The organism is Chryseobacterium sp. (assembly GCF_029240215.1).
In the GTDB taxonomy this organism is placed as follows: Bacteria; Bacteroidota; Bacteroidia; order Flavobacteriales; family Weeksellaceae; genus Chryseobacterium.
The window spans coordinates 1-25,723 of sequence record NZ_JARBTK010000013.1 but is presented as its reverse complement, the minus strand read 5'-3'; the positions used below and the strand labels follow the sequence as shown (position 1 = coordinate 25,723).

The following is a 25,723-nucleotide window of genomic DNA, read 5'->3' as shown; positions in this document are numbered from 1 at the left end:
AAATAATGTCAGTACAGATAAAATCAAACGTATTCAAAATATTTCTAGTGGCGGCAGTTTTCGCTGGCGGTTCATCTTTCGCGCAAAATAATGTGATCGAAAAAATCCGTAAAAACTCAAAAGCTCCGTTTTCTTACGCCGAATTGTCCGTAAAAGAAGGGGGAAAATGGCAGGGAAATGAATACATCGGCGGAACTTTTAAAAACGTCAACGAGTTAATACTTCCTGCTGAACACACCGACCATTCTTACTACATCAGATACGAAGGGATCGGTTTGGAAAACAATCAGATTGGATACAGATTATATCTTGACTGGAGAAATGCCACAGATATTTTCGGTAAAAAAGTCAATACTTTAGTGTTGCCGGAAGTGGGACAAGACGGTTTTGAATCTTATCATCACGATTCACCTTGGGGACAGGATATTTTGAAATCAGGTCGTACCATTGGAATTGGTTCTTACGGAAGATATGATGATCAGAATGATTTTGTGGAAACTTTTAAAACCGTAAAAAGCACAACCGCAAAAGTCATGAACGAAAGTGATAAATCTTTCGCAACCATCAATTACAAAGGCTGGAAAACATGGGGAAAAGCAGTTGACCTCCAATCGAAGCTGACGATTTTTAACAAAGACCGTTTTGTAAGGGTTGATTTAAATTTAAATGAAACACTTTCAGGTTTATGTACCGGAATTGTTGCTTTCAAAAATATTCCCATGAAAGAGGCGGTCAGTAAAAACAAAAAATGGGGCTACATTGCAACGTACGGAACACAAACTTTAGCCAAAAAAGAAGATAATCTGGGAATGGTGGTCTTCTACCCTATCGAAAGTTTTGAAAAATATGTACAGACAAAATCTACACATACCGTAGTTTTCAAAAAGACCAAAAATGTTTCGTATTATTTTATGGGAGCTTGGTCTCAGGAACCCAACGGAATTAAAACCGAAGCAGAATTTTATAAAGATTTAGATAAAAAATTAGAAATTTTAGATAATAACAATCAACTTTAAAATTGACTTACAATGAGTTTTATTAATCAAAAATTAAAAATATATGCTGTTGCCGTTTTAGGATCAGGAATGTTTCTGGCTTGTGCACAGACAAAAACTGCAGCCGCTGCAAAAGCTACAACCCAAACTTCAAAATCCGGAAAAGTAGTTCCTACCAACCTGAAATGGTCTGAAAGAATGATGCTTTCAGAAATGCAAAGATTCCCGGAAGCGTGGATGCTCGATTTCAGCAAAAGCCCAAAATGGACCTATCCTTCAGCAATCGTTTTAGACGGTGCTGAACAACTTTACATCAAAACAGGAAAAAAAGAATATTACGATTACATCAGTGGTTTCGGAGAAAAACTGATCAAAGAAGACGGAACTATCCTTACTTACGATCTTGACAAGTATAACATCGATATGTTGAACAGTGGAAATGTATTGCTTTATCTTTACGAAAAAGAGAAAAAAGAAAAATATCTGAAAGCTCTTCAAACGCTTCGTTTACAAATCGATGGACAGCCAAGAACCAACGAAGGGTCTTTCTGGCATAAAAAAATCTATCCTTATCAGGTTTGGCTGGATGGTCTTTACATGGGAATGCCTTTTTATACGCATTACACGAAAGATTTCATAAAAGGTGCAGATGCAACGAAAGCGTATGATGATATTGTTATGCAGTTTGATTCGGTTCAAAAAAATCTTTTAGACAAAAAAACAGGATTACTTTATCACGCTTGGGACGAGAGTAAAAAAGAAGCTTGGGCAAACAAAGAAACCGGACTTTCACCAAATTTCTGGGGAAGAGCCATGGGTTGGTACGGAATGGCAATGGTCGATGTTTTGGATTATTTACCTAAAGATATAAAAAATCCGGTCTTTGGTATCAGGTTTTGGATAAGCCATTGGCAAACGGTAATTACGAAGAAGCAACTGCATCTGCAATGTTCGTCTATACAATGATTAAATCGGTAAACAAAGGATATCTTCCAAATTCATACAAAGCTGCAGCAAAAAAAGGCTACGAAGGAATCATCAAAAATTTAATTACAGTGGATGAAAACGGTGTTGTAAACTTAAATAAATGTTGTGCCGTTGCTGGATTAGGAGGAAAACCTTACAGAGACGGTTCTTATGAATATTATGTGAATGAAGAAATCCGTTCGAATGACGGAAAAGGAACAGGACCATTTATTTTGGCAAGTTTAGAATTTGAAAAATAAAACCTCAAGTCTGCAGCCTATCTCTTAAAACCTACAATGAATCTGATTTTATGACGAAAAACATTTTAAATATACTTTCAATCACCGCTTTTTCCATTGCCTCAACGTATTTGAACGCACAGGAAAAACCATACGTTTCAGAAGTCTGGACTGCCGATCAGGGAAAAAATTATAGGAACCCGATTTTATACGCAGATTACTCAGATCCGGACGTTACGCGCTTTGGCGATGATTATTATATGACCGCATCAAGCTTTAACGAAGCTCCGGGATTGCCTATTCTTCATTCAAAAGATATGATCAACTGGAAATTGGTAAACTATGCTATTCAGAATGTTTTGCCTAAAGAACATTTTTCAGTTCCAAGACGTGGAGATGCAGTTTGGGCACCAAGTATCCGTTTCCACAATGGTGAATTCTACATTTACTGGGGTGATCCTGATTTCGGAATTTACATGGTAAAGACCACAGATCCACTCGGAACATGGGACGAACCGGTCTTGGTGATGGAAGGAAAAGGTTTAATCGATTCTTGTCCGTTTTGGGACGAAGACGGACAAGCCTATTTGGTTCACGGTTGGGCAGGAAGCCGTGCCGGAGTGAAAAGTTTGTTGTCATTAAATAAAATGAATCCTGAAGGAACCAAAGTTTTGGATAAAGGCGTTCATATTTTTGATGGTCATGATGCTCATCCAACGGTTGAAGGTCCAAAAATGTACAAAAGAAACGGCTATTACTATGTTTTTGCTCCTGCGGGAGGTGTGGCGACAGGTTGGCAATTGGTTTTAAGGTCAAAAAATATTTACGGCCCTTACGAAGAAAAAATAGTTCTTGAACAGGGAAAAACAAAAATCAACGGTCCACACCAGGGAGCTTGGGTAGATACACCTTCCGGTGAAGACTGGTTCTACCATTTTCAGGATGTGGATGCAGGAGGAAGAATCGTGCATTTGCAACCAATGAAATGGGAAAAAGACTGGCCGGTAATGGGAATCGACAACGATAAAAATGGAATTGGTGAACCTGTTCTTACTTATAAAAAACCAAATGTAGGGAAAACTTATCCTGTTGTTACTCCAGCAGAGACTGATGAGTTTGATGGTGAAAAATTAGGTTTACAATGGCAATGGAGCGCCAACGAAAATATAGTTTGGTCATCAAAACTTCCCGGACAGAAATTCCTGAGATTATTTTCAATGAAAATGGCTGAAAATGACAAAAACCTTTGGAACGTTCCAAATCTTCTGACTCAAAAATTCCCAGCTCCGAATTTTGTGGCTTCCACTAAAGTTAAGTTGACTCCCGAAGACGCCAAAGAAGGAAAAACTGCAGGACTTTTGGTAATGGGCATGGATCACGCATCAATTGTGATTACCAATAAACCGGATGGATATTATATTCAGCTGAGAAAAGCAGAAAAGGCTGAAAAAGGCGGCGAGGAAAAAATTTTGTTTGAAACCAAATTAAAAGGAAACGAAGCTTATTTTAAAGTAAACGTCAACGAACCCAACGGAATTTGCACGTTCAGCTACAGTGAAAATGGGAAAAATTTCATTAAAGCAGGTGAACCATTTCAGGCAAAACCCGGAAAATGGATTGGTGCCAAAGTGGGATTATATTCTGTAAGCACACAGAAAGCTAACCGTGGTGGATATGCCGATTTTGAATATTTTAGAATAACAAAAAATTAATAGGAATATTAAAGAAACCGTAAAGTTTGTTATTTCAGAGCAATCTACAGAGTAGTTTCATTAGATTCCTCCGGAATGACAAAAAAACTGTGAAAGAGTCTACATAAACTCTGTCTTTTCGATTACCCACAATATATAAGTATGAACAAAAAAGTCTTTCATATCATTTTATTTTTAGTTGCAGTTTTTCTTCTGTCTTCATGTCAGTCGCAAAATACCATGGCCAAAAATAAAACAGATAAAAAGGTCACTCATATTTACCTCATCGGAGATTCTACAATGGCAGATTACACAGGAAATTACGAGCCGGGAAAAGATTACATGAAAGTCCGTTATCCAATTACAGGATGGGGACAGGTTTTTCAGCCGTTTTTTGTGAAAGACAGTTTGAAAGGTTTAAATAGATTAAAAGATTCAGTAAAAATTATCGACAGAGCTCATGGTGGAAGAAGTTCAAGAACGTTTTTTCAAGAAGGAAGATGGAGATATGTTTATGAAAACTTGAAACCCAACGATTATGTTATCATGCAGTTTGGTCATAACGACGGTTCAGAAAAACATACAGAACGTTACGTGAATATCGAAGGCTACAAAGAATTTTTGAGATTATTTGTCACTCAGACGCTACAAAAAGGAGGGAAGCCAATCATCGTAACTCCGGTTGCAAGAAATTACCCGTGGAAAGACGGAAAACTTGAAAATGTACACGGAGAATATGGGCAGGCTCCTATTGATATTGCGAAAGAAATGAACGTTCCATATATTGATTTAAATAAAATATCCATGGAAGTTTTCACAAAAAAAGGTCAGGATTATGTGAGCAGTCATTACTTTATGAATCTTCCGGAGGGAGTTTATGAAGCGTATCCTAAAGGTCAGAAAGACAATACCCACTTTCAGCCGGATGGAGCAAAAGCGGTGGCACAAATGGTATTTACTGAATTTAAAAATATAATTAAAACTAAATAGTAAAAGAATAATGAAGAAGTCATTCAAAATAATTGGCCTTGTCTCGGCAATAATGTTTTCGGGACAGATTTATGCGCAAAATTTAGACATTTACAAAAATATTGAGTTTAAAATGCCACAGGTGGCAGAAACTTCTTTTCCAGCCAATACCGTTTCAATTAAAGATTTTGGAGGTATTGCAGGCGGAAAAGTAAAAAATACAGAAGCTTTCAAAAAAGCAATGGATGCTTTGGTAAAAAAAGGTGGTGGTAAATTGGTGGTTCCGAGAGGAATCTGGTTAACAGGACCAATCGTGTTGCAAAGCAATATCAATCTTCATATAGAAGATGGTGCTTTCATTATGTTTAGCAAAGATAAAAATGATTATCCTTTGGTTGATGTGAGTTTTGAAGGTTTAAATACAATCCGCTGTCAATCTCCAATTTCTGCTAGAAATGCTACCAATATTGCGATTACAGGAAAAGGGGTGATCGACGGAAATGGTGATGCATGGAGAGCCGTAAAAAAAGGAAAACTTTCTGAAACTGAATGGAAAAAATTTGTTGCATCAGGCGGAATTGTTTCTGCTGACGGAAAAACCTGGTATCCTTCAGAAAGTTATAAAAAAGGATTTGAAAGCAGCTCTAGCTTCAATGTTCCCGATAAAATCTCAAAATCTGAACTGGAATCTGTGAAAGATTTCCTTCGTCCGGTAATGGTGAGCATCGTAGGTTGCGATAAAGTTCTTCTTGACGGACCGACTTTTCAGAATTCTCCGGCGTGGAATCTTCACCCCTTGATGTCTTCAAATATTATTCTTAAAAATCTTACGGTTAGAAACCCGTGGTATTCTCAAAACGGTGATGGTTTAGATTTAGAATCTTGTAAAAATGTTCTGATCTATGACAATACTTTTGACGTCGGTGACGATGCCATCTGCATCAAATCCGGTAAAGATGAAGACGGTAGAAAAAGAGGAATGCCTACTGAAAATGTGATCATCAAAAACAACGTGGTTTATCATGGTCACGGAGGTTTCGTGATCGGAAGTGAAATGTCGGGAGGTGCAAGAAACATTCACGTTTCAGACTGTACTTTCATCGGAACCGATATTGGTCTTCGTTTCAAAACAACCCGCGGAAGAGGTGGTGTTGTTGAAAATATTTATGTGAAAAACATTGATATGATCAACATTCCTACACAGACAATCGGGTTCAATATGTTCTATGAAGGAGCTTCACCTGTTTTGGAAGACGGACAAAAAGCGGAAGGCAATAAGGCTTCTGAAAAAACATTCCCTGTTACAGAAGAAACTCCTGTTTTCAGGAATATTTATTTTAAAAACATCAATGCAGTTAATTCTGATGAAGCAATAAGCATCAATGGTTTGGCTGAAATGAATATTAAAAATATCGTAATAGAAGATTCTCAGTTTGACACCAGAAAAGCATTGACCATCGTAGATGCAGATGGAATTGTATTGAAAAATGTTAAACTGAAATACAGTGAAGGAACCGGTGCAGTGGTTTACAACAGTAAAAATGTTGACCTCTCGACACTTCAGTTAGAATCAACTCAAAAACCAACAATAAAAGTTTTAGGAAGCAAAACTTCTGCGGTAAAATTACCCAAAAATGTAACTGGTGAACAATTGCAGGTTTCCAAAGAGATTGCAAAAAATGCAGTGAAATAATCACACTTTGCGTTTAAAATTATTAAGCAAATGTTTTTTAAAAACTAAAAATGAGTTTTCACAAACTATATTTTCTTTTTGTTTTTTTTGTAGGAGCAAAAGCATTCGGTCAGACAAGGCCGAATGCTACTCCTTACACAAACGAGGCAACATATGAAAAACTAAAGAAAAAACATCCGTTTATTACTCCTTTAAACAGACCAGTTCCTGTAAATATCGGAATTGATAAGGATGTAGAATATGACAACATCAACGGATTATCTTTAAAAGCAGACATCTATTATCCTCTCGATAAATCTCAAAAACATCCGGGAGTTGCTTTGGTTCACGGTGGCGGCTGGATTTCCGGAAGCAGGGAAAACGAAAAATATATGGCTCAGGAATTGGCAGCAAAAGGTTATGTTGTCATTGCTGTCGGTTATCGATTAGCTGATGTTGCAAAATATCCTGCAGGAATAGAAGATATTGAAACAGCTATTAATTGGTTAAAAAAAAATCATAAAAAATATTCTCTGAATAAAAAGAAAATAGCCGTTCTGGGTGAGTCTGCAGGAGCACAAATAGCCACTTTGGTCGGTGTCAAAAAAAATAATAAAATTCAGGCAATCGTCAATGTTGATGGAATTGTTTCATTTATTCATCCCGAAGCTGAAGAAAGCACTTATGCTGCATACTGGTTGGGAGGTGACAAAAATGTAAATCTCAAAAATTGGACAGAAGCCTCTCCTTTAGAATATGTAAATAAAAATACACCTCCTACCCTTTTCATCAACAGCTCACAACCACGTTTTCACGCCGGAAGAGACGACATGATGAAAAAACTGAAAAATTTTAATATTCCGACAGAGTTTCATGAAATTAAAGATACACCGCATTCATTTTGGTCAGCAGAACCTTGGTTCACAGAAACTTTAAATTTAACGGTTCAGTTTTTAGATAAAAATTTAAAATAACTTTATATGAAAAAGTTTCTTTTAATATTCTTTATTAGCTTAGCTCAATTTTTTTTGGCTCAAAATATTCCTTACCGTACTATAATAGTTGCAAAAGACGGAAGCGGAGAATTTTCAGCGGTTCAGAAAGCCATCAATTCCGTCAGAGATTTAGGTCCCGGTGAAGTTTTAATCAAAATAAAAACAGGGACTTATAATGAGAAAATTGTTATTCCATCCTCAAAACATAAAATCACTTTGCAGGGCGAAAGCAAGGACAATACAATCATCACCAACAATGATTTTTCCGGCAAACTTGATCCATTGAATGAAAAAATGACCACTTTCAATTCTTACACCCTTTTGGTGATGGCGGATGATATTAAAATTTCTAATATTACCATTCAAAACAGCTCTTGTAATGAAGGTCAGGCGGTTTCACTTCATGTGGAAGGTGACAGGTTTGTGATAAAAGATTCTAAAATTCTAGGTTGTCAGGACACAATTTATACAGGCGGAAATCACAGCAGACAATACTACGAAAACTGTTATATCGAAGGAACGACTGACTTTATTTTTGGCTCGGCAACAGTTGTTTTTAAAAATTGTACAATTAAAAATTTAGCCAATTCCTACATTACCGCCGCATCGACGGATCAAAGCAAGAAATACGGTTATGTATTTTTTGATTGTAAGCTGATTGCAAAAGAAGGGATTACAAAAGCTTTCCTCGGAAGACCTTGGAGACCGTATGCAAAAACAGTGTTCATCAATACCGAAATGGGAAAACACATCGTTCCCGAAGGCTGGAATCCCTGGAAAGGTGACAAAATGTTCCCCGAAAAAGAAAAAACAGCTTATTACGCAGAATACAACAGCAAAGGAGAAGGTGGAAATATTGCTCAAAGAGTTCCCTGGTCGTATCAGTTGACTAAAAAAGAAATGAAAAATTACACCATCAAAAATATTTTTGAAGGCTGGAACCCAAATAATAATTAAGATGCTAAGCTTGTCGGAAGCATCTTGTAAAAATCAATTGTAAAATGAAAAACATACTTTTAATTCTGAGCACTGTAATTTCAACATTAATATTGGCACAGAAAAAACCAACCTTATTTCTAATCGGTGATTCTACAATGGCAAATAAGGAAAATCCCGATAAAAATCCGGAACACGGATGGGGACAGGTTTTACCTCAATTTTTAACAACCGGAATTGAAGTACAGAATCATGCGATGAACGGAAGAAGTTCAAAAAGTTTCAGAACGGAAGGAAGATGGGATAAAGTTGAGAAACAGCTTAAAAAAGGCGATTTTGTCGTTATCCAGTTTGGTCATAACGATCAGAAACTGAAAGATTCTACAAAATTCACCAATCCTCATACGCAATATAGAGCCAATCTTGAGAGGTATGTAAACGAAACCAGAGCAAAAGGAGCCATACCCATCTTGATGACGTCAATTGTCAGAAGAAATTTTAATGAAAACGGAGTTTTAATTGATACCCATACCGATTATCCTTTGGTTGTGAGAATGGTTGCCAATGATATGAAAGTTGCTTTCGTAGATTTACAGCTTTTGACCGAACAAATGGAAATCTCTAACGGTCCGGAAAAATCAAAACTGCTTCACCTGCATTTCAAAGAAGGAGAGAATCCTTATTATCCTAAAGGAAAAGATGATGATACACATTTATCAAAATTGGGTGCAGAAACGGTTGCAAAACTGGCTTTGAAAAATTTGAAGAGCTTGAAAATCGGTTTGGAGAAATATATTAAATAGTTTTAAATGCAAAGACGTAAGGATTTTCATTCTTGTTATTTTTCATTTCACTCACCAATTAAACATTCTGTTTGTCATCCTGAAAGGATCTAAATTACTTTTTTCATTGTTAAGATGCTTCCAGCATGACAAAGTGAATGTAAAAATTTAGTTATAATTTAAAAAAGTATAAAATGAATTTCAAAAAAGAACCATTCTTCAACGGCAATTCGGGCTGGGAAGATTTAGGCGGAGGAGTTTCAAGACAATTCGTAGGATACAATTCTCAGGTCATGATGGTGATTGTAAAATTTGAAAAAGATGCGGTCGGAGCATTGCATCAGCATTTTCATTCACAAATCACTTATGTTGCTTCCGGGAAATTTGAAGTAACCGTTGATGGTGAGGTTAAAATATTACAGAAAGGTGACGGATTTTTTGCTCAGCCAAATATTTTTCACGGCGTAAAATGTCTGGAAGAAGGGCAGCTGATCGATGCTTTTACACCGTTTAGAGAAGATTTTCTTAAAGATTAATTGATCAAATTCAAACCTCACAGGTTTTTGAAACCTTTGAGACTTAGAGAAATATGCTTTATTGCAATTAAAAAATTGACAAGCAATGAAAAAATCTGTTTTAATTATATTAATGATGCTTTTTAATCAAATATCTGCACAAGAAAAAATTAATGTGTGGCCAAAAGGTGAGATGCCAAATTCCAAAGGATTATATTTAAAAACCGAAGAAAAAGAAGGAAGAATTACACAAATTAAAGAAACTGAACTTTTTGCTTTTTTACCTCCCAAAGAAGATAGAAAACAAATGTCTGTCATCATCATTCCCGGCGGTGGTTATTACAAACTTACTTACGATCTGAATGGTTTCCAAATTGCAAAATGGTTCAATACTTTAGGGATTTCTGCTTTCGTTTTAAATTACCGATTACCGATTTCTCCTGACGTTAAACAGAGAGAACTCGCTCCGTTACAGGATATTCAGGCAGCGATAAAATATCTTAGAAAAAATGCTGATCAATATGGTATTTCACCCGATCAGGTCGGAGTTATAGGAACTTCTGCAGGCGGACATTTAGCTGCAATGGCAAGTAATATTTTTACAGATTATACAGAATTAAAAGGCGATTGGGGAAATTTTTCTACCATTCCGAATTTTGCTATTCTGGTTTCTCCTGTTATTGATTTGGGAGAGTTTGCACACGTAGGAAGCCGCAACAGCCTGCTTGGTGAGAACGCTTCTCAGGAAAAAATCAGCGAATATTCTATGCAAAACCGTGTGACAGAGAAAACACCGCCTACTCTTTTGATTCATGCACAAAATGATAAAGCAGTTCCTGTGATGAACAGCATTTTGTATTATCAGGCAATGACAAAAAATAAGGTAAAAGGCGCTATGTTTATTTTTCCTGAAGGGGAACATAAAATCGGGATCATGAATAAAACCGAACTGACGGACAACTGGAAAAAATTATGTTCGGACTGGCTGAAAACGGTAATTAATAAGTAATTGATAATGTGTAATTTTTAAAAAAAATTGCGCCTTTGCGAGTAACCATTAACTTTATTAAAGTAAAAAAATCCTGATACTTTTAATATCAGGATTTTATGTTTTATTCAGAAATTTTATTTTTCTTCAGCCATTTTTGAAAGTCACTTGCGATAAGCTTTGTTCCGGCTTCGTTATACCAACTGTAACCCATTCTTCGTTCTTCAGAAACATCTTCATAATTATACTTTACGCTTCCGTCACGATCGCCGAAGATTGGTCTGTTGGTCGGAATATCATAAAATCTCGCCCAGACTGAGGAGCCTTCTTTTTTGCTTAAAGTACGAATTGCTTTTTCACTGTCTTTAGAAACATTATATGTGTAGCCTTCTATTTTACTGTCTTTAAACCACTGTACTGCTGATTTAATTGATCTTTCAATCTCCGGAGTCACGGGTTGCATCATGAGAAATTTCACAATATTTACTGACTCTCCTGTTGCTAAAGACATCGGTTCAAAAGCTCTGGCTTTTTCAGGTTTTAAAGTAATTTCGTTATATTGATCTGCCCAGATGGATAACTTTCCGTTTTGTGGAACCTGAGTTTTCAAAATACAGGCAATTCCTTTTTGTAAAGCGATTTTTGACTTTTCTTTTAACTGAGGATCAACGACATCAAAACCGTCTTTACCTTCTGCTATATTATACAAAACCGTAAGCGCATTGATCATCGCATTATCGTTATATGTCACCTGTTTTCTGTAGATTGATGAATTCGGATAGTACTGTGGAAAACCGCCATTTTCATACTGCATCGAAAGAAGATACTGAATTCCTTTTTCTGCAGATTTCAGATAAGCCGGATTTTTTGTTGTGCCGTAAGCTTTTATCAACCCGTTGATTTCTTTTGATGTTGCATTATTATCGATTGTTGCAAGATCATTGTCGTTCGCTTTGATTATTTTTAAAAGTTTCGGATCTATTTTTAAAGTGTAATCAACATTTTTTTTGTCGCTGTTATGTTTTCCCCAACCGCCGTTCGGAAGCTGGTAAATCATCATTTTCTCCGCCAAAGTATCTTTTACCTGAGCCGAAATTGCTGATGTTATTAAACAAAATGATGCTATTGTGATTTTTAAATTAATCATTAAAATTTTGTTATTTAATAGTAATTATTAAAGGATTGGCAACAATTTGCACCTGCTTTTGAAGCATTTTCTCCCAATCATTTTGAGTTTGTATCTGTCCGCTTTTCTGCCATGCAAATCCTGCGTAATAAGTCAGTTTATTTTTAGGTTCCGTTACGACCAGCAAATTACTCTGATCCGGAGTTTCAGATTTGAAAGCTACAGATTTTTGAACGATTTTCGGATCAATTACGATTCCTTCACCTACAAAAGCATCATCTATTTTTTCCCAGTGCAGATAATATCCGTTTTTATCATTGAGTTTGCTTTCACCTTCGTTTTTGTGCAAGGTAATTCCCACAGTATAATTCGGAACAGATTTTTCGGATTCAAAAGTTGATTCAAACTTAGAAAAATTTGAACCCAAATCAAGAGAAATTCTTTTTGTTTCTTTTACTCCAAATTCACTCCACGGAGCATAAGTTAGTTCGAAAACTGTTCTCAACGGACCTTCTGCAATTGTTTTGGAGGTAATAAAATTTCGGGAAACCTGAAGTTGTTCGTCTTTCCAGATTCCGACTCCACCTGTTCCGCGACTGTCTCCTACGTGATAAGGATCGTAACCTTCTCCTCTCGTGTCTTTGTGGTAAAACATAGGATCTGTCAAATATCCTTTGTACCATTTATTGATAACGGGTTGATCTGTTCTTTTCAACCAAATATCGACACCGCTTGAAAGCGTGCTTCCTTTCACTTTTGCCAAAGCTTCCGCCTGACCTTTCGGACCGTACACTCTGAAAGCAATCTTATCATTTTCCCAAGTGTAATCGTCAGCTCTTTCAGGTACCAATCTTGAATAGGTCGTCAGTTTGGTTTCCGGAAGCGGTGTTTTTGCGTCAGCAACAATTGTGTAAGAATTTGTTTTCTTTGCAGCAATATTTGTCTGAAAAAGCAATTCATCATTCTTTCCATCGCCTTCATAATCAATCCATTGAATAGGAATATATTGATTTTGAGTATTTTTTATTCTTAAATCTGATTCTCTATTTTCTTTCAAAAAAGATGTCAACCGGCTTACAGGAATTGAAACAATTTCATTTCTTTCAAAATCCTGAGTATTTTTCACCTGAATAGAATTCTGCGCCATCATGAAATCAGCGCCAACAATGCAATCGATTGCGCAAATTATTCTGAGAAAAGATTTTTTGCTTAAAAACATATTTATAGTTTGAGTAAAAATAACAAAATATTCGAATATCAGTTTAAATAGAAATCGTAAATTTTGTTAAATGATTTATAGGTTGGATGTAGTTTTGATCCGGATGTTAAGTTAAATTGCAAATTAAAATTGCTTTCGGCAAATATTTGTAAATTGCTTTTTGGTTGCTTCATAAAGTAAACCCTGAAAATGATGTCTAAAAATAGCAAAAATTCATGACCCAAGATCCAAAATTTGAACTGCTGATACAGCATAATTCATACATCAACTATACATTTGTTTTAAACAAATACAATTTCCTTCAAAATCTTTCGTTCAGAGAAATCACAGAAGATCTGGAAAATTTAAATCTTCAAATCTCATCTTCGCTGGGAATATTTGAAACCTATACTATTTATATCGACCAATTGAAAAAAGGTTCGCTGTATAAAATATCTATTTTTGATTTTGTTTTTGATAATGCCTTGCTCAAAAGTCTTTCGGAAAAAGATTTAGACACCATTACCGTTGAGGTTCTTCAAAATAACGAATCACTTTACAGAAAAAATTTTTCTGTAGAAGTTCTTCCGGTGGATTATTTCGGTGGTTTGCAGATGTATCCTCAATTGCTGGCCTCATACGTCACTCCCAACAATTCGCTGATTTATAAAATAAAATCTGATGCGATAAAAATTCTTGAGCAGAACAATCTGAATCCCTCTTTTGAAGCTTATCAGACTAAAGATAAAGAACGTGTTTTACAAATGGTTTCGGCTATTTACAAGTCTATTCAGAATTTAGAATTGATTTACAGCTCAATGCCGCCAAGTTTTGAGGAAACCGGTCAGAGAATTCGATTGATTGATCAGGTTGTCGAAACCAAATTCGGGAATTGTATTGATATTTCGCTCCTTTTTGCCGCTTGTCTGGAGGCAATTAATCTCAATACTATCTTGCTGATTACAAAAGGTCACGCCTTTGTCGGCGTTTGGCTTGATAATCAAAGATTTGATACGATGGTCAATTTTGATCAGACCGCCATTTCGAAAAGAATTGCCAGCGGAATCAAAGAAATTGCTTTGGTAGAATCTACCCATTTATGTAAAGGAAGCAATCTTTCATTTAAACAAGCTATGAATAGTGCCGAAATGCAGATCATGGATTCTCACAACTTTATCTTGTCGATTGATATAAAAAATGCAAGATCCAACGGTATTTCTCCTCTTCCGTTATTGAAAACTGCAAATGTATCTAATGAAGATTTAAAGATAAATTCTCATGCAGATAATGTCGATCTGGATGATGATTTTGAAATGGGAACTTTATATTCCGACCTCGAACTGACAGACACTTCAAACCTCACCAAACAGAAAATCTGGGAAAGAAAACTGCTCGATCTGTCACTACGAAATAATCTTCTCAATCTGCGCTTTACCAAAAGTATGCTGCAACTGGTAGATTATAAAGTCAATTTGCTCGAAGACAGTTTGGCGGATGGAAAAGCTTTTACCATTCACCCGAATAACAATCAGCCGGTTCTGAGAAAATATAATCTGTATCACGAGCCACTTCATCCATCGCAACCGCTTTTCCAATTGGCAGATGATGAATTTAAATACAATAAAATCCTTACATATTATCATCAGGATGATTTGGATGCCATTCTGACTCATCTTTTCAGAAGTTCAAAATTAGCTGAAGAAGAAAACGGAAAAAGCACTTTGTACTTAGGAATCGGACTTTTAAAATGGTACGAACCTAAAAATAAAGATGTTCCTAGGTTTGCCCCGATTCTATTGATTCCGGTTGAACTTTCGAGAAAATCAGTGAACTCCAAATTCATGCTTCGAAGCCGTGAGGAAGAAACAATGATCAACATTACGCTTCTTGAGTATCTGAAGCAGGAATTTAAATTAAATTTAAACAGTTTAGAAACTTTACCAACCGATGATTTTGGTGTTGATGTACCTAAAGTTTTGGCAATTATCAGAAATGCAATTCTAAATCTGGAAGGTTGGGATATTTTGGAACAAATGGTTCTCGGAACTTTTTCGTTTAATAAACTGATTCTTTGGCAGGACATCTCAAAATATTCTGAAGAAATCCAGAAAAGCTCGATTGTTAAAAGTCTGATTGACGGGAAGCTTTCCGAAACTCTGGAACAGATTGAAATGGACGCTGAAAGTCTGGAAAATATGTCAGCTGCAGAACTGATGCTTCCAATTTCCACAGATAATTCTCAACTGAATGCAGTAAAAAATGCCCATCAGAATAAAACTTTCATCCTCCACGGTCCGCCGGGAACAGGAAAATCGCAGACGATTACCAATATCATTGCAGATGCTTTGGCGAATGATAAAAAAGTCTTGTTTGTTGCTGCAAAAAAAGCCGCTTTAGATGTTGTTCACAGCAGACTGGAAAATATTGGTCTGGGAGCTTTCTGCCTCGAACTTCATTCCAACAAATCAAAAAAATCTGATGTTCTGAAACAGTTTGAGAGAACTTTGGAGGTTCCGAAATATCAAATCAATGCAAATTTTGCGGAAGAGGCAAGACGTCTTGATAACCGCAAATTGGAATTAGGAAAATACATCAATCAGCTTCATAAAAAATTTAAAATCGGATGGAGTCTTTTTGATACTATTTCCTATCTCGAAATGCGTCAGATAAAAATGGATGATTGTTTTGTAATTGATATTCCGTTAGAAAACATTGACGTTACAACCTGGAATAATTGGAAAGATTGGCTGATTCCATTTGCATCGATTGTTCAGAAAATCGGGAAACCCTCTTCGCATTCTTTACAATTAATAAAAACCGAAAGTCATCAGTACGAAAATAAGAATCTGATTATTAATGCGATCAATCAATATCTAGATAAGGAAAATGTAGCATTAAAAATCAAAGAAAACCTTCAGTTGCAACAATCTGATAATAATTCGGTAACTGATTTGCTGGAATTTTTACACACCAATGCAGTTAAAACCAATCTTATCGATATCAGCTTTGACGAAACGCAATCGAATCTGTTTAAAAACTGGCTGACTCAGCAAGATTTGCTTCAGAAAATTGAAAGTCAGATTTTGCTACAATTCAATTCAGGGATTTTCAATGTTGACAGCCAGCCCTTGAATATATTATGGAATCAGGCGAAACACACCTGGTTTATTCCGAAGTGGTTTAAGCAGAGAAAAGTAAAACAGCAATTGAACGGCTACAGCAAATCGGGAATCGAATCTGATGTGCAGATTGATGATCTTTTTGCAAAGCTTGAAGAATTTAAGCAAATTAAAAATCAACTCAACAACGCAAATTTTGCAGCGATCACTTCTTCTGCAACAGCATATTTTAATGGAAATTCTTATGATATTCTGAGCATAGAAAAAGATTTTAATATCATTCAGATAACTAAAGATCTCGGTCAGAAAACAGGAATTCAGAATTTGCAGATCTGGCTGAAAGAACATTTAAACAAACCCGAAATACAGCAAAAACTGACTGATTATATTAATGATATTAAAAGTTTTCAGGAAAGCAGAATACATCTTTTACATTTTGTTTCTGAAATTCCGGAAAATCATGAACTTCAAAACATCATTCAAAATATTGACCAACTCGACAATTGGGTCAACTATAATGTATTAAAAGCAAAGGCTAAAGATCTGGAACTCGGTTGGTTTATACGATTTCTGGAACAGGATGTACTCAACACAAATTTTATCGAACAAGAATTTGAGAAAATTATTCATCTGAATTTATTCATTAAAACCATTTATAAATTCCAGACATTAAACAGTTTCGACGCAGGCATTTATGAATCTCAGATTCAGCAATATAAAGATCTGCATAAAGAATTTACGCAATTAACAAAAAATCAACTCATCGTAAAACTGAGCGACAGAATCCCAAATTTTGTACAGGAAGCCGCTCAAAGTTCAGAAATTGGAATTTTACAGAAAGCCATCCGGAACAAAGGTCGAGGCTTGTCGATCAGAAAACTGTTTGACCAGATTCCCACATTGATTCCGAGATTGAAACCATGTATGTTGATGAGTCCGATTTCTGTGGCGCAGTATTTTGATGTGAATCAGGAACATTTTGATATTGTAATTTTTGATGAAGCATCTCAATTGCCAACTTCAGAAGCGATCAGTGCTTTGGCGAGAGCAAAACAAGCGATCATTGTGGGAGATCCGAAACAAATGCCGCCGACAAGCTTTTTTGCTTCCTCAAAAATTGACGAAGACAATATGGAACTGGAAGACCTTGAAAGCATTCTCGATGATTGTTTAGCTCTTTCAATTCCGTCAAATTATCTTCTGAGACATTACCGAAGCAAACATGAAAGTCTGATCTCGTTCAGCAATGCTCATTTTTACGACAATAAATTGCTCACCTTCCCTTCTCCTGATGATCTCAACCGAAAAGTTACTTTTGAGTTTGTGGACGGATTCTATGACAAAGGAAAAACGAGAACCAATATCAATGAAGCGCAGGTAATCATTAATTTCATTAAAAATCATTTTGAAAACAACCATAAAAAGTCGATTGGTGTGGTAACTTTCAGCCAGACTCAACAGAATTTAATTGAAGATTTGTTACAAAAATTATTTCAGGAAAATCCTCATTTAGAAGAGTTTTCGATCAATAGTGAAGAACCGATTTTCATTAAAAATCTTGAAAATGTGCAGGGTGACGAAAGAGATATTATTTTATTTTCTGTGGGTTACGGACCGGATGAAGAAGGAAAAGTTTCTATGAATTTCGGACCGCTGAACCGTGACGGCGGATGGAGAAGGCTGAATGTTGCGGTAACGAGAGCCCGTTATGAAATGAAAGTATTTTCATCTTTGAAAGCTGATCAGATTGACCTCAACCGTACCAATGCTGAAGGCGTAAAAGGTCTGAAAAACTTCCTGAATTTCTCTGAAAAAGGTTTGGTGAATCAAAATCTGGTTGTTCAGAATCAAAATGAAACATCGATTGTCAGCTCGATTGCCCAATTTTTGGAAACTCATGATCTGAAAGTGAAAACCAACATCGGAACATCAGATTATAAAATCGACATCGGGATTATCGATCCTGAAAATGAAAGTGAATATCTTCTCGCAATTCTGGTAGACAGCGAAAATTATTTTAAAATCAGCACCACAAACGACCGTGAACTTCTTGCTCCGAATGTTCTGAAAGGTCTTGGCTGGAATGTTTTCCGAATCTGGACGCTGGACTGGATTAAAAACAAGGAGAAAATCATTATTGAGATCAAAACGCAGCTTGAACAGATTAAAAACAATGTAAAAATCAAAGAGGAGGAAAATTCGGCAATTGAAATTCCGATAAAAAATATTTTGAGCGAGATTGAGCATGAAAACAAAACATCCTCTTGCCAACCTTATATTTCTGCAGAGGTTTTTCCTTCAAAAGATGCGAATTCTGAGTCTATTTATTTTCCGGAGAACAGAAGTCTTTTGAAAAATCAGATTACGAAGATCATTGAAACAGAAGCACCGATTAGCCAGAATATGTTGCTTAAAAAAATCCTGAAACTCTGGAATATTTCGAGAGCGGGTACGAAACTTAGTATTTATCTGGATGAAATTCTGAATTCTATTCCTAATGTAACTACCACGGAAACGTATCACAAATTTTACTGGACAGAAGTAATCAAACCTAAAAATCTATCCAATTACAGAGATAATTCCGTTGAAAAAAGAGCGATTGATGATATTGCTGTAGAAGAAATTTCTATTGCGATGATGGAAATTATGCAATCAAATTTAAGTATTAATAAAGATGAATTAATCAGAGTAACTGCAAAACAATTTGGTTTTTTAAAAGTAGGTGCGCAGACTGAAACGGTGATAAAATATTGTATTGATGATTTGGTTACAAAGAATCTGCTGGTGGAGAATGAAGGGAGAATTGTTTACACAAATAAATAGATCAATAAAAGTAATTTTTCATACCTTAGTTTTCACAAATAATCATCGATGAAATTACTTATACAATTTATTGCTCTGTTCTGCTGTCAATTTATTTTTGCTCAAGGCTCTGCAAATATATCTGAACAGAAATTGAAACAAGATTCGACAAATCTTTGTTTTTATCATTCAGAAAAGAGCCTTTTAGATTCTACTTCGGTGGCGAACAAAACAAAGGGGATTGGAGCTACAAAAAAATGTCCTGATACAGAAACATCTATTGCAATACAAAATATTGATATCATTAAGGAAATCAATGCTGTATTAAATTATAAGATCAACCGAATTTGGAGACGGGATTTATACTGTCTGGTTTGCGAAAATTTTGACGCAGGAAAAGCTGCATAAATTATAATTTGCCAGAATTTTTCATAATCACTTTAATTTAAAAATTTCGCCTTTTTTAAAATCAACCCTAAAATGATGTGCAGGATCGCCTGAAGACAGTTTATTCAAAATTTTAAAAAATAATTTCAATTGTAAGAGAAACTCATCTTTTGTATTTAAATTTTTGAAATTATCATTCAGTATTTTAAACTGTGAAAGTCTATCTTTTGGAATATCTTTTTTTGCCAGTTCGTCTGCAGACTGCAATTGATAGAGATTCAACAAAGCGTCTTCAAAATTCCACTTATTGAATTTTACTGAATTTATTTTAATTGAATTTTTGTTATCAACACTTAAACAAAGTAAATCTTCGCCGGAAAGTTTTCTTGCTTTTTCGATAAAATCTTTAGGCCAATCTGATGGAATAAACCTCAATCTCACCAATTCTTTTAAATGAAACAAAGTAAAATCATGATATGTTTTGCTTTTTAAAATATCTGCGTTCCAGATTTCATTACCACCATTACTTTTTAAGACTTCATATTCTTTCTGATACAATGGAAAGAGCTCATTAAAATGCGGAACCTTATTTACAGAAACCGTTTGTACTTCGAAATCAGTCTGAGAATTGACAGTCAGAATTTTATATCCCGGAAGATAAGCTGCCAATGAAGGAACCTGAATATTGACCAATATCTTTCCATTTTCAAATTTTCTTATTCCGGTGTCGTTGATGTGCATGTGTCCAGCAAAATGCAATTTCAAACCTGCATCCGCAAAAACCTCAGCGACTTCATCAGTTGGTACTCTGTCGAGTTGCCATTTATTTTTTCCGAGTAAATTTTTAATATCATCAGAAGCATTATCGTTAAAATCGAGCATGGGATAATGGGTAAAAGCGATAAGAACTTTATTGTTTTTCTCGGCTTCCTGTGAAATTTTCTTTACCCAATCGATAAGATGTTTTTTACCTGATAAGACATTGTTGTACCCAACAGATGCTCCGTGAAAATTGTCCGGATCCATTGGATCCCCACCTTCATCTTTAGGTATGTATGTGTTTCCGTCAATAGCCAAAAGCCAGATTCCATCTATTGGTTCTACGACGTAACTGAGGTCAGGAACTTTAAATCCCGGACTTACCTCATAGATTCTCTCCACATACTCAGATTTTTTTAAAGCATTTCTGAATGTATAATTCTTATAAGCAACATTGTCAAACGGAGTCTGCCAAAACAGGTCTTTTTCAGACGGGGTAAAACCAAAAGTCCTCAGTTCATCCAATATTTCGAGATAACCCGACATTGCGATATCTTTAGTAATGATCGTTTCCCGATTTTTATTTTTCACCAACTTCTGATCACTGAAGATATTAACAGGACTTCCGTTTTCGCCTAAAAAATCATCTTTTCCGCCTTGTTTTAAAAACGGACTTACAGGATCATGATTTCCTGTCGTCATGAAAAACCTTATTGCATATTTTTTTTGATATTCATCCAGAATTCTTTTTAATCCACGAAGATTATAGGCTTGTCCGTCATCTGTATAATCTCCGGGAAGTGCTACTATTTTGATTCCTTTTTTTGCAACATCGTCCAAAGCTGCTAACAATGCAAAATAGTTTTCATTAAATATTCTGGTGGAATGCAACTGAGAATCCATTGTTCTTAACAGTGTTTTCTTTTTTATTTTTGGATTTTCGACACCTTTGAAAGCGTTATCCGAAAAATCTCCGTACAAATCCTGAAAATGGATGTCTGCCAAAAATGCAATCTGTACAGGTTTTTGTTGGGCACTTATATTAAATAAAGAAAAAATGAAAAGAAGAAAAGAATATGTATAAGAATTTATCAAAACAGAAATTTTAGTACTGAAAGGTATGTTTTCATTATCAACTGAATGTTGCTGTAAGTTTATGTTTGTTTTAAGTTTACCGCTATGATTGAAGTTTAAAAAAAATTAAAACATCTCCTTTTTAAGAGTTTTTATGTCTTAACTATTATATTTAAAAATAATTGTTTAATCAATTGAATGATAAAATTCCTTCGCTCAATATTCAGATTTATCTGACATGAAGCTAATCTCTCACGATAAACTTTTACATAAAAACATTTAACAAAAAAAAATTATTGATTTTAAAATAACCACACATAACTAGTTATCAGTACGATTACCATATTAATAATTGTAAAAATTTATGAATATTTACATCATAAATAAATATTACTCAAAATATTATTGCAAATTACGATTAACATTTTTATCTTTGACAATACCAAATCATTAGGATTTAAACAATCCGTAATAACACGGAAAAAACAAATAAACCAATTACAAAATACTATAATAGAAAAATGAAGGTTTCTAATTGTACCATTGCAAAAATTACAGCGTATAGTCTTCTGATTATCATGACGGTCATGTTACTGTGTGTAGTAGTTGTCAATCAAACTCTTTTAAACAGTCTATTTTTTGCTGTAATTATTTTACTGAGTATCATATTGACAAAAATCAGAATCGTCACGTATGAGTTTTCAGGCGGATGTGTAACTATCAGAAAAATTCATCCTTTCAGCTTCAGGAAATTCACATCTCCCGCAGTTGAATTTCCACAAAACTACATTCATGATTACAATGTTAATAATCACATTGTTTTGGGATCTCTGATATTAAAGGTAAGATCCAAAAGAAACAAAAAGTATGCGGTAAAAATCAAACTTTTCGGATTCACGTATGCTCAAAGACAAAAAATATCATCATCATTAATATCTATCGTATCTCAAAATAATTTTGAACATATATAAAAAATGATATTTAGAAATCTTTAAATATATTTTGGGCATAACAATTGCAAAAGATTTCATAAATAACCGACACCCAAATCATCATTATATTCATTGAAAAATCCCCATAGTTTTATTGTAAACTGGGGATTTTGTTTTTTAGAGCGTTTCCACATTATTCCTTTTTTATATGAGACGTAGCAATTTGTACCAATTGAATATAACCCCTTACTTCTCTAAAATTTAAGCCTGTCAACAAAAAAGCACCTACATTTCTGTAAGTGCTTGATTTAAAAAGTGGTCCTGGCTGACATAATCTCGAACCATTTACATCTATAAACCAGAATGTTAGCCAAATTTAACAACCCACACTTGGCTCGAAACATCTTATTTTTTATGTTCCATCTTAGCACCTTTTTAAATATTATCTAAAGTATCTTTTTGTGTTAAAAATTATGGTGCAGGTATATAGATTTTTTCCTATTCTACAATAAAAAATGAAAATTTTTAAACTAAATTTTTCTACTTTAACTTTATAAAATTAAAAACACCTATCTATCAGGAAGATAGAATCATTTTTAATTTCTTCAACAGAAACTTTTCTGAATTCTTTATACAGCTTGTTCTTGCTCTTGTTGCAGTCTCTTTGTTTCTTTTTTTCTACTTGTTGGCTTGTTTTTTTAGAGAAGCTTCAAATCAAGCGCTGATTCTTTCAATAATTTGCTTCATTGTGTTAAATAAAATGGTTTGCAAATATAGAATACTATGATAATTCTCTAAAATGCAAGATTAAAATTTCATCCAATGTTCAAAAATTATGAAACTATTTTTTTTCTCTACATTTGTACTAATAACAAAATCGAAAAATTATAGATACAAGTTAAGGGAACTTTATATTACAAATATTGCGTTTAGCAGTTTTTTCTTCGTTTAAATACTGGTAATATTAAAATATCTAAGAATAACAACTGTGAGATGCACCCATTTGGATGTATTTTGTTTCATTTTTTAGATGGGTTACACCAGTAACCTGAACGAAAGATGTTAGTTAATTCACACCCTTTTAACGTGATTATTTCTTGAAATCTTATATTTTAAGAAATAAAAATAATGATTTTTCGTTTATGCTATCTAATAAAAAAAACACAACCGACAATGATGAGCATCGAAAAATTTATTGCTTATATAAAAACTATTGAGAATATAGAAGAGCAAGACTTACAAAAAGTAAAAAAAGTCTTTAAACATAGAATTTGCAAGAAAAAAGAAATTTTAATATCAAATAACGAAATTTGTGATAAAGTATTCTTTGTAACAAAAGGAATGCTAAGAGCATATTCCATTGATGAAAAAGGAACAGAGAAAACAAGAGTTATCGCGCTAGAGAATGAATTCTGTGGTAATTGGGCAAGTTTTCATAATTTATCCAGCAATAATGAATTTATTCAGAGTTTAGAGTTGAGCGAAGTGGTCTTTGTTGAACAAAAAGATTTTTATCAATTGGTTAATTCTTCTCAATCATTAAATAAAATTTATACAAAAATTTTAGAAAAGTTCCAAGTATACCATGTCAAAAGATTTGAATTTATAAGTAATCTTTCCTTACAAGAACGGTTGCAAAAAATAGATTTGTATTTCCCTAATCTACAAGGTCGTATCTCAAATAAAATATTAGCATCATTTATACATACTACTCCAGAGCATTGTTCTGCTGCAAAAAAGAAATTTACTAAATTAATATTGAATTCTATGCTTTTTTTGAATGAAGAATTACTTGTTAATATGTTAACCATATTTTAACTAAAAATTAACCAAATCTTTCAAAAGCATTATGTTTTCTTAATGCTTTTCACTTTTTTATCCTACATCTTTGCTCTATCAAAATTTTTATAGAGCCTTGTGTACGGATTTTGAAAAATAAAGAACAAGGATTGTATAATTTCTAAATTAATTATTATGATTACATTAGAACAACTAGTAGAGGATCTTGACATCAAACAAATTGATGAGGTTGTTGGTGGATTTTCTTGGACCACAGGTATGTTTGGAGGACCCAACACGTCTGGAGAAGGGGGAGCTACTGACACAACAAATCTTTGGAACAAACAAATCCAAGGTGGTCAGCAAGATATAAGTTCTTCGATTAACTAATTTTATAGAAGAAAGGATTTTTAATCCTTTCTTCTTCATTTTTTACGATATGAAATACATTCTAAATAATAATATAGAATTAATAAGTAATGAAGATGGTTATTTTTTCTTATATAGAATTAACACTAAATTTTTCAAAATAAATAAAACTATATTTGATATTTTAGAATTATTTATTAATCCATCTCCGGTAGAATTAGTTATAGATTTATTTATAACCAAATTTAATATTGAAAAAAATAAAAAAGTAACTGAACTATTAAACAGTTTTATTGATGATATAATAAATTTTAATCTTATTTTTTCTTACGATGAAGGTAAAGAATTTATTAAGTTCCCGAAAATTGACATTGCTGATTATATTGATAAAAAACTATATATAATTGATGAAAAATTATATCAATCGTCAAAATCAATCGTCGTCAAATTGAAGGACTTAAGAGGAGATTACTGTATAAACAAACTTTTGTATAAAAGAGATTTGACTATTGACAAGGAGGCTATAGATTATGAATACAAAATATTAAAATCTCTTCAGAAATTTGAATTTGTTCCTAGGCTTTTAAATCTTGAAAATATAGATCATGGTTTATATTTAGAGTGTTTTGATGCAGAAAATCTAAAAGACAAAAAAATTGATAATCTTACACTTGAAAGTAGATTATTAATATTTGGGGAAATTCTAAATATTTATCAAAAATTTGAAGAAATAAATTTTTTTCATGGTGACATACATCTTAAAAACATTCTTATTGATGAATATCTTAATATTAAGATCATTGATTTTGGTGAAAGTTTTTATAATGATGAAAATACATTAAAAAAGAATGCTGCAAATATTTATTTCACTCCTCCCGAAAGAATAGGAGATAATATATTCAAAAAATTTACAACACCATCTGATAGATTGGGTGAAGTTTATCAGTTGTCATTAATTCTTTATTATTTATATTATTTAGATTTTCCTTTTAAAGGAAAAACCTTTTTAGAGACACGAAGTGAAATTTTATCTTTTAGATATTCAAAATACAATGATAGCATTGAAGAATTGCTGACATTAGGGTTAAACTATATTCCTCAAAATAGATTCAAAACTATTTCAGATTTTTATGAAAAATTTAAAAAAAGTATTTAAAATTACAATAATATTTGTTTTATTATTTCTGTTTTATGACAGAGTTTATAAAGGATATATGTATTGTAATGAATATTCAGGCTATATTCATCATGGATTTTCAGGCCTTGACGAACTCTTTAGGAAAGATGGTAAAGTGGAATTTTATTGGAAAGAATATTACAAATTTGATCTGCTGTACGTCTTCAAACCAACTTAGACATTTTGGTTTAAATCCTTAAGGAGGATTTTCGGTTTATAAACTTACTAATTTTTGTTGGTTGTACATTTGTCT

General features: G+C 33.9%; 18 protein-coding genes and 1 pseudogene. 16 read left to right on the top strand and 3 right to left on the bottom strand.

From position 1 onward, the window contains the following. Positions 1-5: 5 nt before the first annotated feature. The 10 genes and pseudogenes from K0R77_RS16910 to K0R77_RS16865 all read left to right on the top strand — a co-directional run bounded on the left by K0R77_RS16910 (position 6) and on the right by K0R77_RS16865 (position 10,769). On the top strand, positions 6-1,016 hold the full coding sequence (locus K0R77_RS16910) for a DUF4861 family protein (RefSeq protein ID WP_300355120.1): 1,011 nt from the start codon (positions 6-8) through the stop codon (positions 1,014-1,016). A 12-nt stretch (positions 1,017-1,028) separates the two neighbouring features. Continuing rightward, positions 1,029-2,221: pseudogene (locus tag K0R77_RS16905) on the top strand (glycoside hydrolase family 105 protein). 50 nt (positions 2,222-2,271) lie between these two features. Continuing rightward, positions 2,272-3,912, top strand: a complete 1,641-nt coding sequence (locus tag K0R77_RS16900) for a glycoside hydrolase 43 family protein (protein WP_300355118.1) — start codon at positions 2,272-2,274, stop codon at positions 3,910-3,912. 141 nt (positions 3,913-4,053) lie between these two features. Beyond that, on the top strand, positions 4,054-4,881 hold the full coding sequence (locus K0R77_RS16895; RefSeq protein ID WP_300355116.1) for a rhamnogalacturonan acetylesterase: 828 nt from the start codon (positions 4,054-4,056) through the stop codon (positions 4,879-4,881). A 10-nt stretch (positions 4,882-4,891) separates the two neighbouring features. After that, complete coding sequence (locus K0R77_RS16890; RefSeq protein WP_300355113.1) at positions 4,892-6,553, top strand: glycoside hydrolase family 28 protein; 1,662 nt, start codon at positions 4,892-4,894, stop codon at positions 6,551-6,553. Positions 6,554-6,603: 50 nt separating this feature from the next. After that, complete coding sequence (locus tag K0R77_RS16885; protein ID WP_300355110.1) at positions 6,604-7,506, top strand: alpha/beta hydrolase; 903 nt, start codon at positions 6,604-6,606, stop codon at positions 7,504-7,506. 6 nt (positions 7,507-7,512) lie between these two features. Further along, positions 7,513-8,484: a pectinesterase family protein gene (locus K0R77_RS16880; protein WP_300355107.1), complete on the top strand. Its 972-nt coding sequence runs from the start codon at positions 7,513-7,515 to the stop codon at positions 8,482-8,484. A gap of 44 nt (positions 8,485-8,528) precedes the next feature. Continuing rightward, positions 8,529-9,266 (top strand): rhamnogalacturonan acetylesterase, encoded by a 738-nt coding sequence (locus K0R77_RS16875; protein ID WP_300355105.1) that lies wholly within the window; start codon positions 8,529-8,531, stop codon positions 9,264-9,266. 173 nt (positions 9,267-9,439) lie between these two features. Then, the gene (locus K0R77_RS16870; RefSeq protein ID WP_300355102.1) at positions 9,440-9,781 is read left to right on the top strand and encodes a cupin domain-containing protein; all 342 of its coding nucleotides are present in this window, start codon (positions 9,440-9,442) and stop codon (positions 9,779-9,781) included. Positions 9,782-9,866: 85 nt separating this feature from the next. Beyond that, the gene (locus K0R77_RS16865) at positions 9,867-10,769 is read left to right on the top strand and encodes an alpha/beta hydrolase (protein ID WP_300355100.1); all 903 of its coding nucleotides are present in this window, start codon (positions 9,867-9,869) and stop codon (positions 10,767-10,769) included. Positions 10,770-10,872: 103 nt separating this feature from the next. On the opposite strand, the gene pelA is transcribed toward K0R77_RS16865, so the two are convergent. Both pelA and K0R77_RS16855 read right to left on the bottom strand, forming a co-directional pair. Continuing rightward, the gene (gene pelA, locus K0R77_RS16860) at positions 10,873-11,895 is read right to left on the bottom strand and encodes a pectate lyase (RefSeq protein ID WP_300355097.1); all 1,023 of its coding nucleotides are present in this window, start codon (positions 11,893-11,895) and stop codon (positions 10,873-10,875) included. 10 nt (positions 11,896-11,905) lie between these two features. After that, positions 11,906-13,093 carry a DUF4861 domain-containing protein gene (locus K0R77_RS16855; protein ID WP_300355094.1) on the bottom strand — a complete coding sequence of 396 codons (1,188 nt, stop codon included), beginning with the start codon at positions 13,091-13,093 and terminating at the stop codon, positions 11,906-11,908. A 215-nt stretch (positions 13,094-13,308) separates the two neighbouring features. Between K0R77_RS16855 and K0R77_RS16850 the strand changes: the two genes are divergently transcribed. Then, positions 13,309-19,014, top strand: coding sequence for a DUF3320 domain-containing protein (locus K0R77_RS16850; RefSeq protein WP_300355091.1), 5,706 nt, complete (start codon positions 13,309-13,311; stop codon positions 19,012-19,014). 48 nt (positions 19,015-19,062) lie between these two features. Further along, positions 19,063-19,401: a hypothetical protein gene (locus K0R77_RS16845; protein ID WP_300355088.1), complete on the top strand. Its 339-nt coding sequence runs from the start codon at positions 19,063-19,065 to the stop codon at positions 19,399-19,401. Between the two features lie 27 nt (positions 19,402-19,428). Here K0R77_RS16845 and K0R77_RS16840 read toward each other — a convergent pair whose 3' ends face one another. Continuing rightward, positions 19,429-21,234, bottom strand: a complete 1,806-nt coding sequence (locus K0R77_RS16840) for a metallophosphoesterase (protein WP_367182756.1) — start codon at positions 21,232-21,234, stop codon at positions 19,429-19,431. Between the two features lie 500 nt (positions 21,235-21,734). Between K0R77_RS16840 and K0R77_RS16835 the strand changes: the two genes are divergently transcribed. The 4 genes from K0R77_RS16835 (at position 21,735) to K0R77_RS16820 (ending at position 25,449) form a co-directional block, all read left to right on the top strand. Further along, on the top strand, positions 21,735-22,184 hold the full coding sequence (locus K0R77_RS16835) for a hypothetical protein (RefSeq protein WP_300355085.1): 450 nt from the start codon (positions 21,735-21,737) through the stop codon (positions 22,182-22,184). Positions 22,185-23,321: 1,137 nt separating this feature from the next. Next, positions 23,322-23,963 carry a Crp/Fnr family transcriptional regulator gene (locus K0R77_RS16830; protein WP_300355081.1) on the top strand — a complete coding sequence of 214 codons (642 nt, stop codon included), beginning with the start codon at positions 23,322-23,324 and terminating at the stop codon, positions 23,961-23,963. A gap of 156 nt (positions 23,964-24,119) precedes the next feature. Continuing rightward, positions 24,120-24,314: a hypothetical protein gene (locus K0R77_RS16825; protein WP_300355078.1), complete on the top strand. Its 195-nt coding sequence runs from the start codon at positions 24,120-24,122 to the stop codon at positions 24,312-24,314. Between the two features lie 49 nt (positions 24,315-24,363). Next, a complete protein-coding gene (locus K0R77_RS16820; protein WP_300355075.1) occupies positions 24,364-25,449 on the top strand; it encodes a protein kinase in 1,086 nt (361 codons plus the stop codon). Positions 25,450-25,723: the final 274 nt, after the last annotated feature.

Coding starts and splice junctions, on each gene's coding strand:
- K0R77_RS16910 (WP_300355120.1), top strand. CDS start 6: ATGTCAGTACAGATAAAATCAAACGTATTCAAAATATTTCTAGTGGCG.
- K0R77_RS16900 (WP_300355118.1), top strand. CDS start 2,272: ATGACGAAAAACATTTTAAATATACTTTCAATCACCGCTTTTTCCATT.
- K0R77_RS16895 (WP_300355116.1), top strand. CDS start 4,054: ATGAACAAAAAAGTCTTTCATATCATTTTATTTTTAGTTGCAGTTTTT.
- K0R77_RS16890 (WP_300355113.1), top strand. CDS start 4,892: ATGAAGAAGTCATTCAAAATAATTGGCCTTGTCTCGGCAATAATGTTT.
- K0R77_RS16885 (WP_300355110.1), top strand. CDS start 6,604: ATGAGTTTTCACAAACTATATTTTCTTTTTGTTTTTTTTGTAGGAGCA.
- K0R77_RS16880 (WP_300355107.1), top strand. CDS start 7,513: ATGAAAAAGTTTCTTTTAATATTCTTTATTAGCTTAGCTCAATTTTTT.
- K0R77_RS16875 (WP_300355105.1), top strand. CDS start 8,529: ATGAAAAACATACTTTTAATTCTGAGCACTGTAATTTCAACATTAATA.
- K0R77_RS16870 (WP_300355102.1), top strand. CDS start 9,440: ATGAATTTCAAAAAAGAACCATTCTTCAACGGCAATTCGGGCTGGGAA.
- K0R77_RS16865 (WP_300355100.1), top strand. CDS start 9,867: ATGAAAAAATCTGTTTTAATTATATTAATGATGCTTTTTAATCAAATA.
- pelA (WP_300355097.1), bottom strand. CDS start 11,895: ATGATTAATTTAAAAATCACAATAGCATCATTTTGTTTAATAACATCA.
- K0R77_RS16855 (WP_300355094.1), bottom strand. CDS start 13,093: ATGTTTTTAAGCAAAAAATCTTTTCTCAGAATAATTTGCGCAATCGAT.
- K0R77_RS16850 (WP_300355091.1), top strand. CDS start 13,309: ATGACCCAAGATCCAAAATTTGAACTGCTGATACAGCATAATTCATAC.
- K0R77_RS16845 (WP_300355088.1), top strand. CDS start 19,063: ATGAAATTACTTATACAATTTATTGCTCTGTTCTGCTGTCAATTTATT.
- K0R77_RS16835 (WP_300355085.1), top strand. CDS start 21,735: ATGAAGGTTTCTAATTGTACCATTGCAAAAATTACAGCGTATAGTCTT.
- K0R77_RS16830 (WP_300355081.1), top strand. CDS start 23,322: ATGAGCATCGAAAAATTTATTGCTTATATAAAAACTATTGAGAATATA.
- K0R77_RS16825 (WP_300355078.1), top strand. CDS start 24,120: ATGATTACATTAGAACAACTAGTAGAGGATCTTGACATCAAACAAATT.
- K0R77_RS16820 (WP_300355075.1), top strand. CDS start 24,364: ATGAAATACATTCTAAATAATAATATAGAATTAATAAGTAATGAAGAT.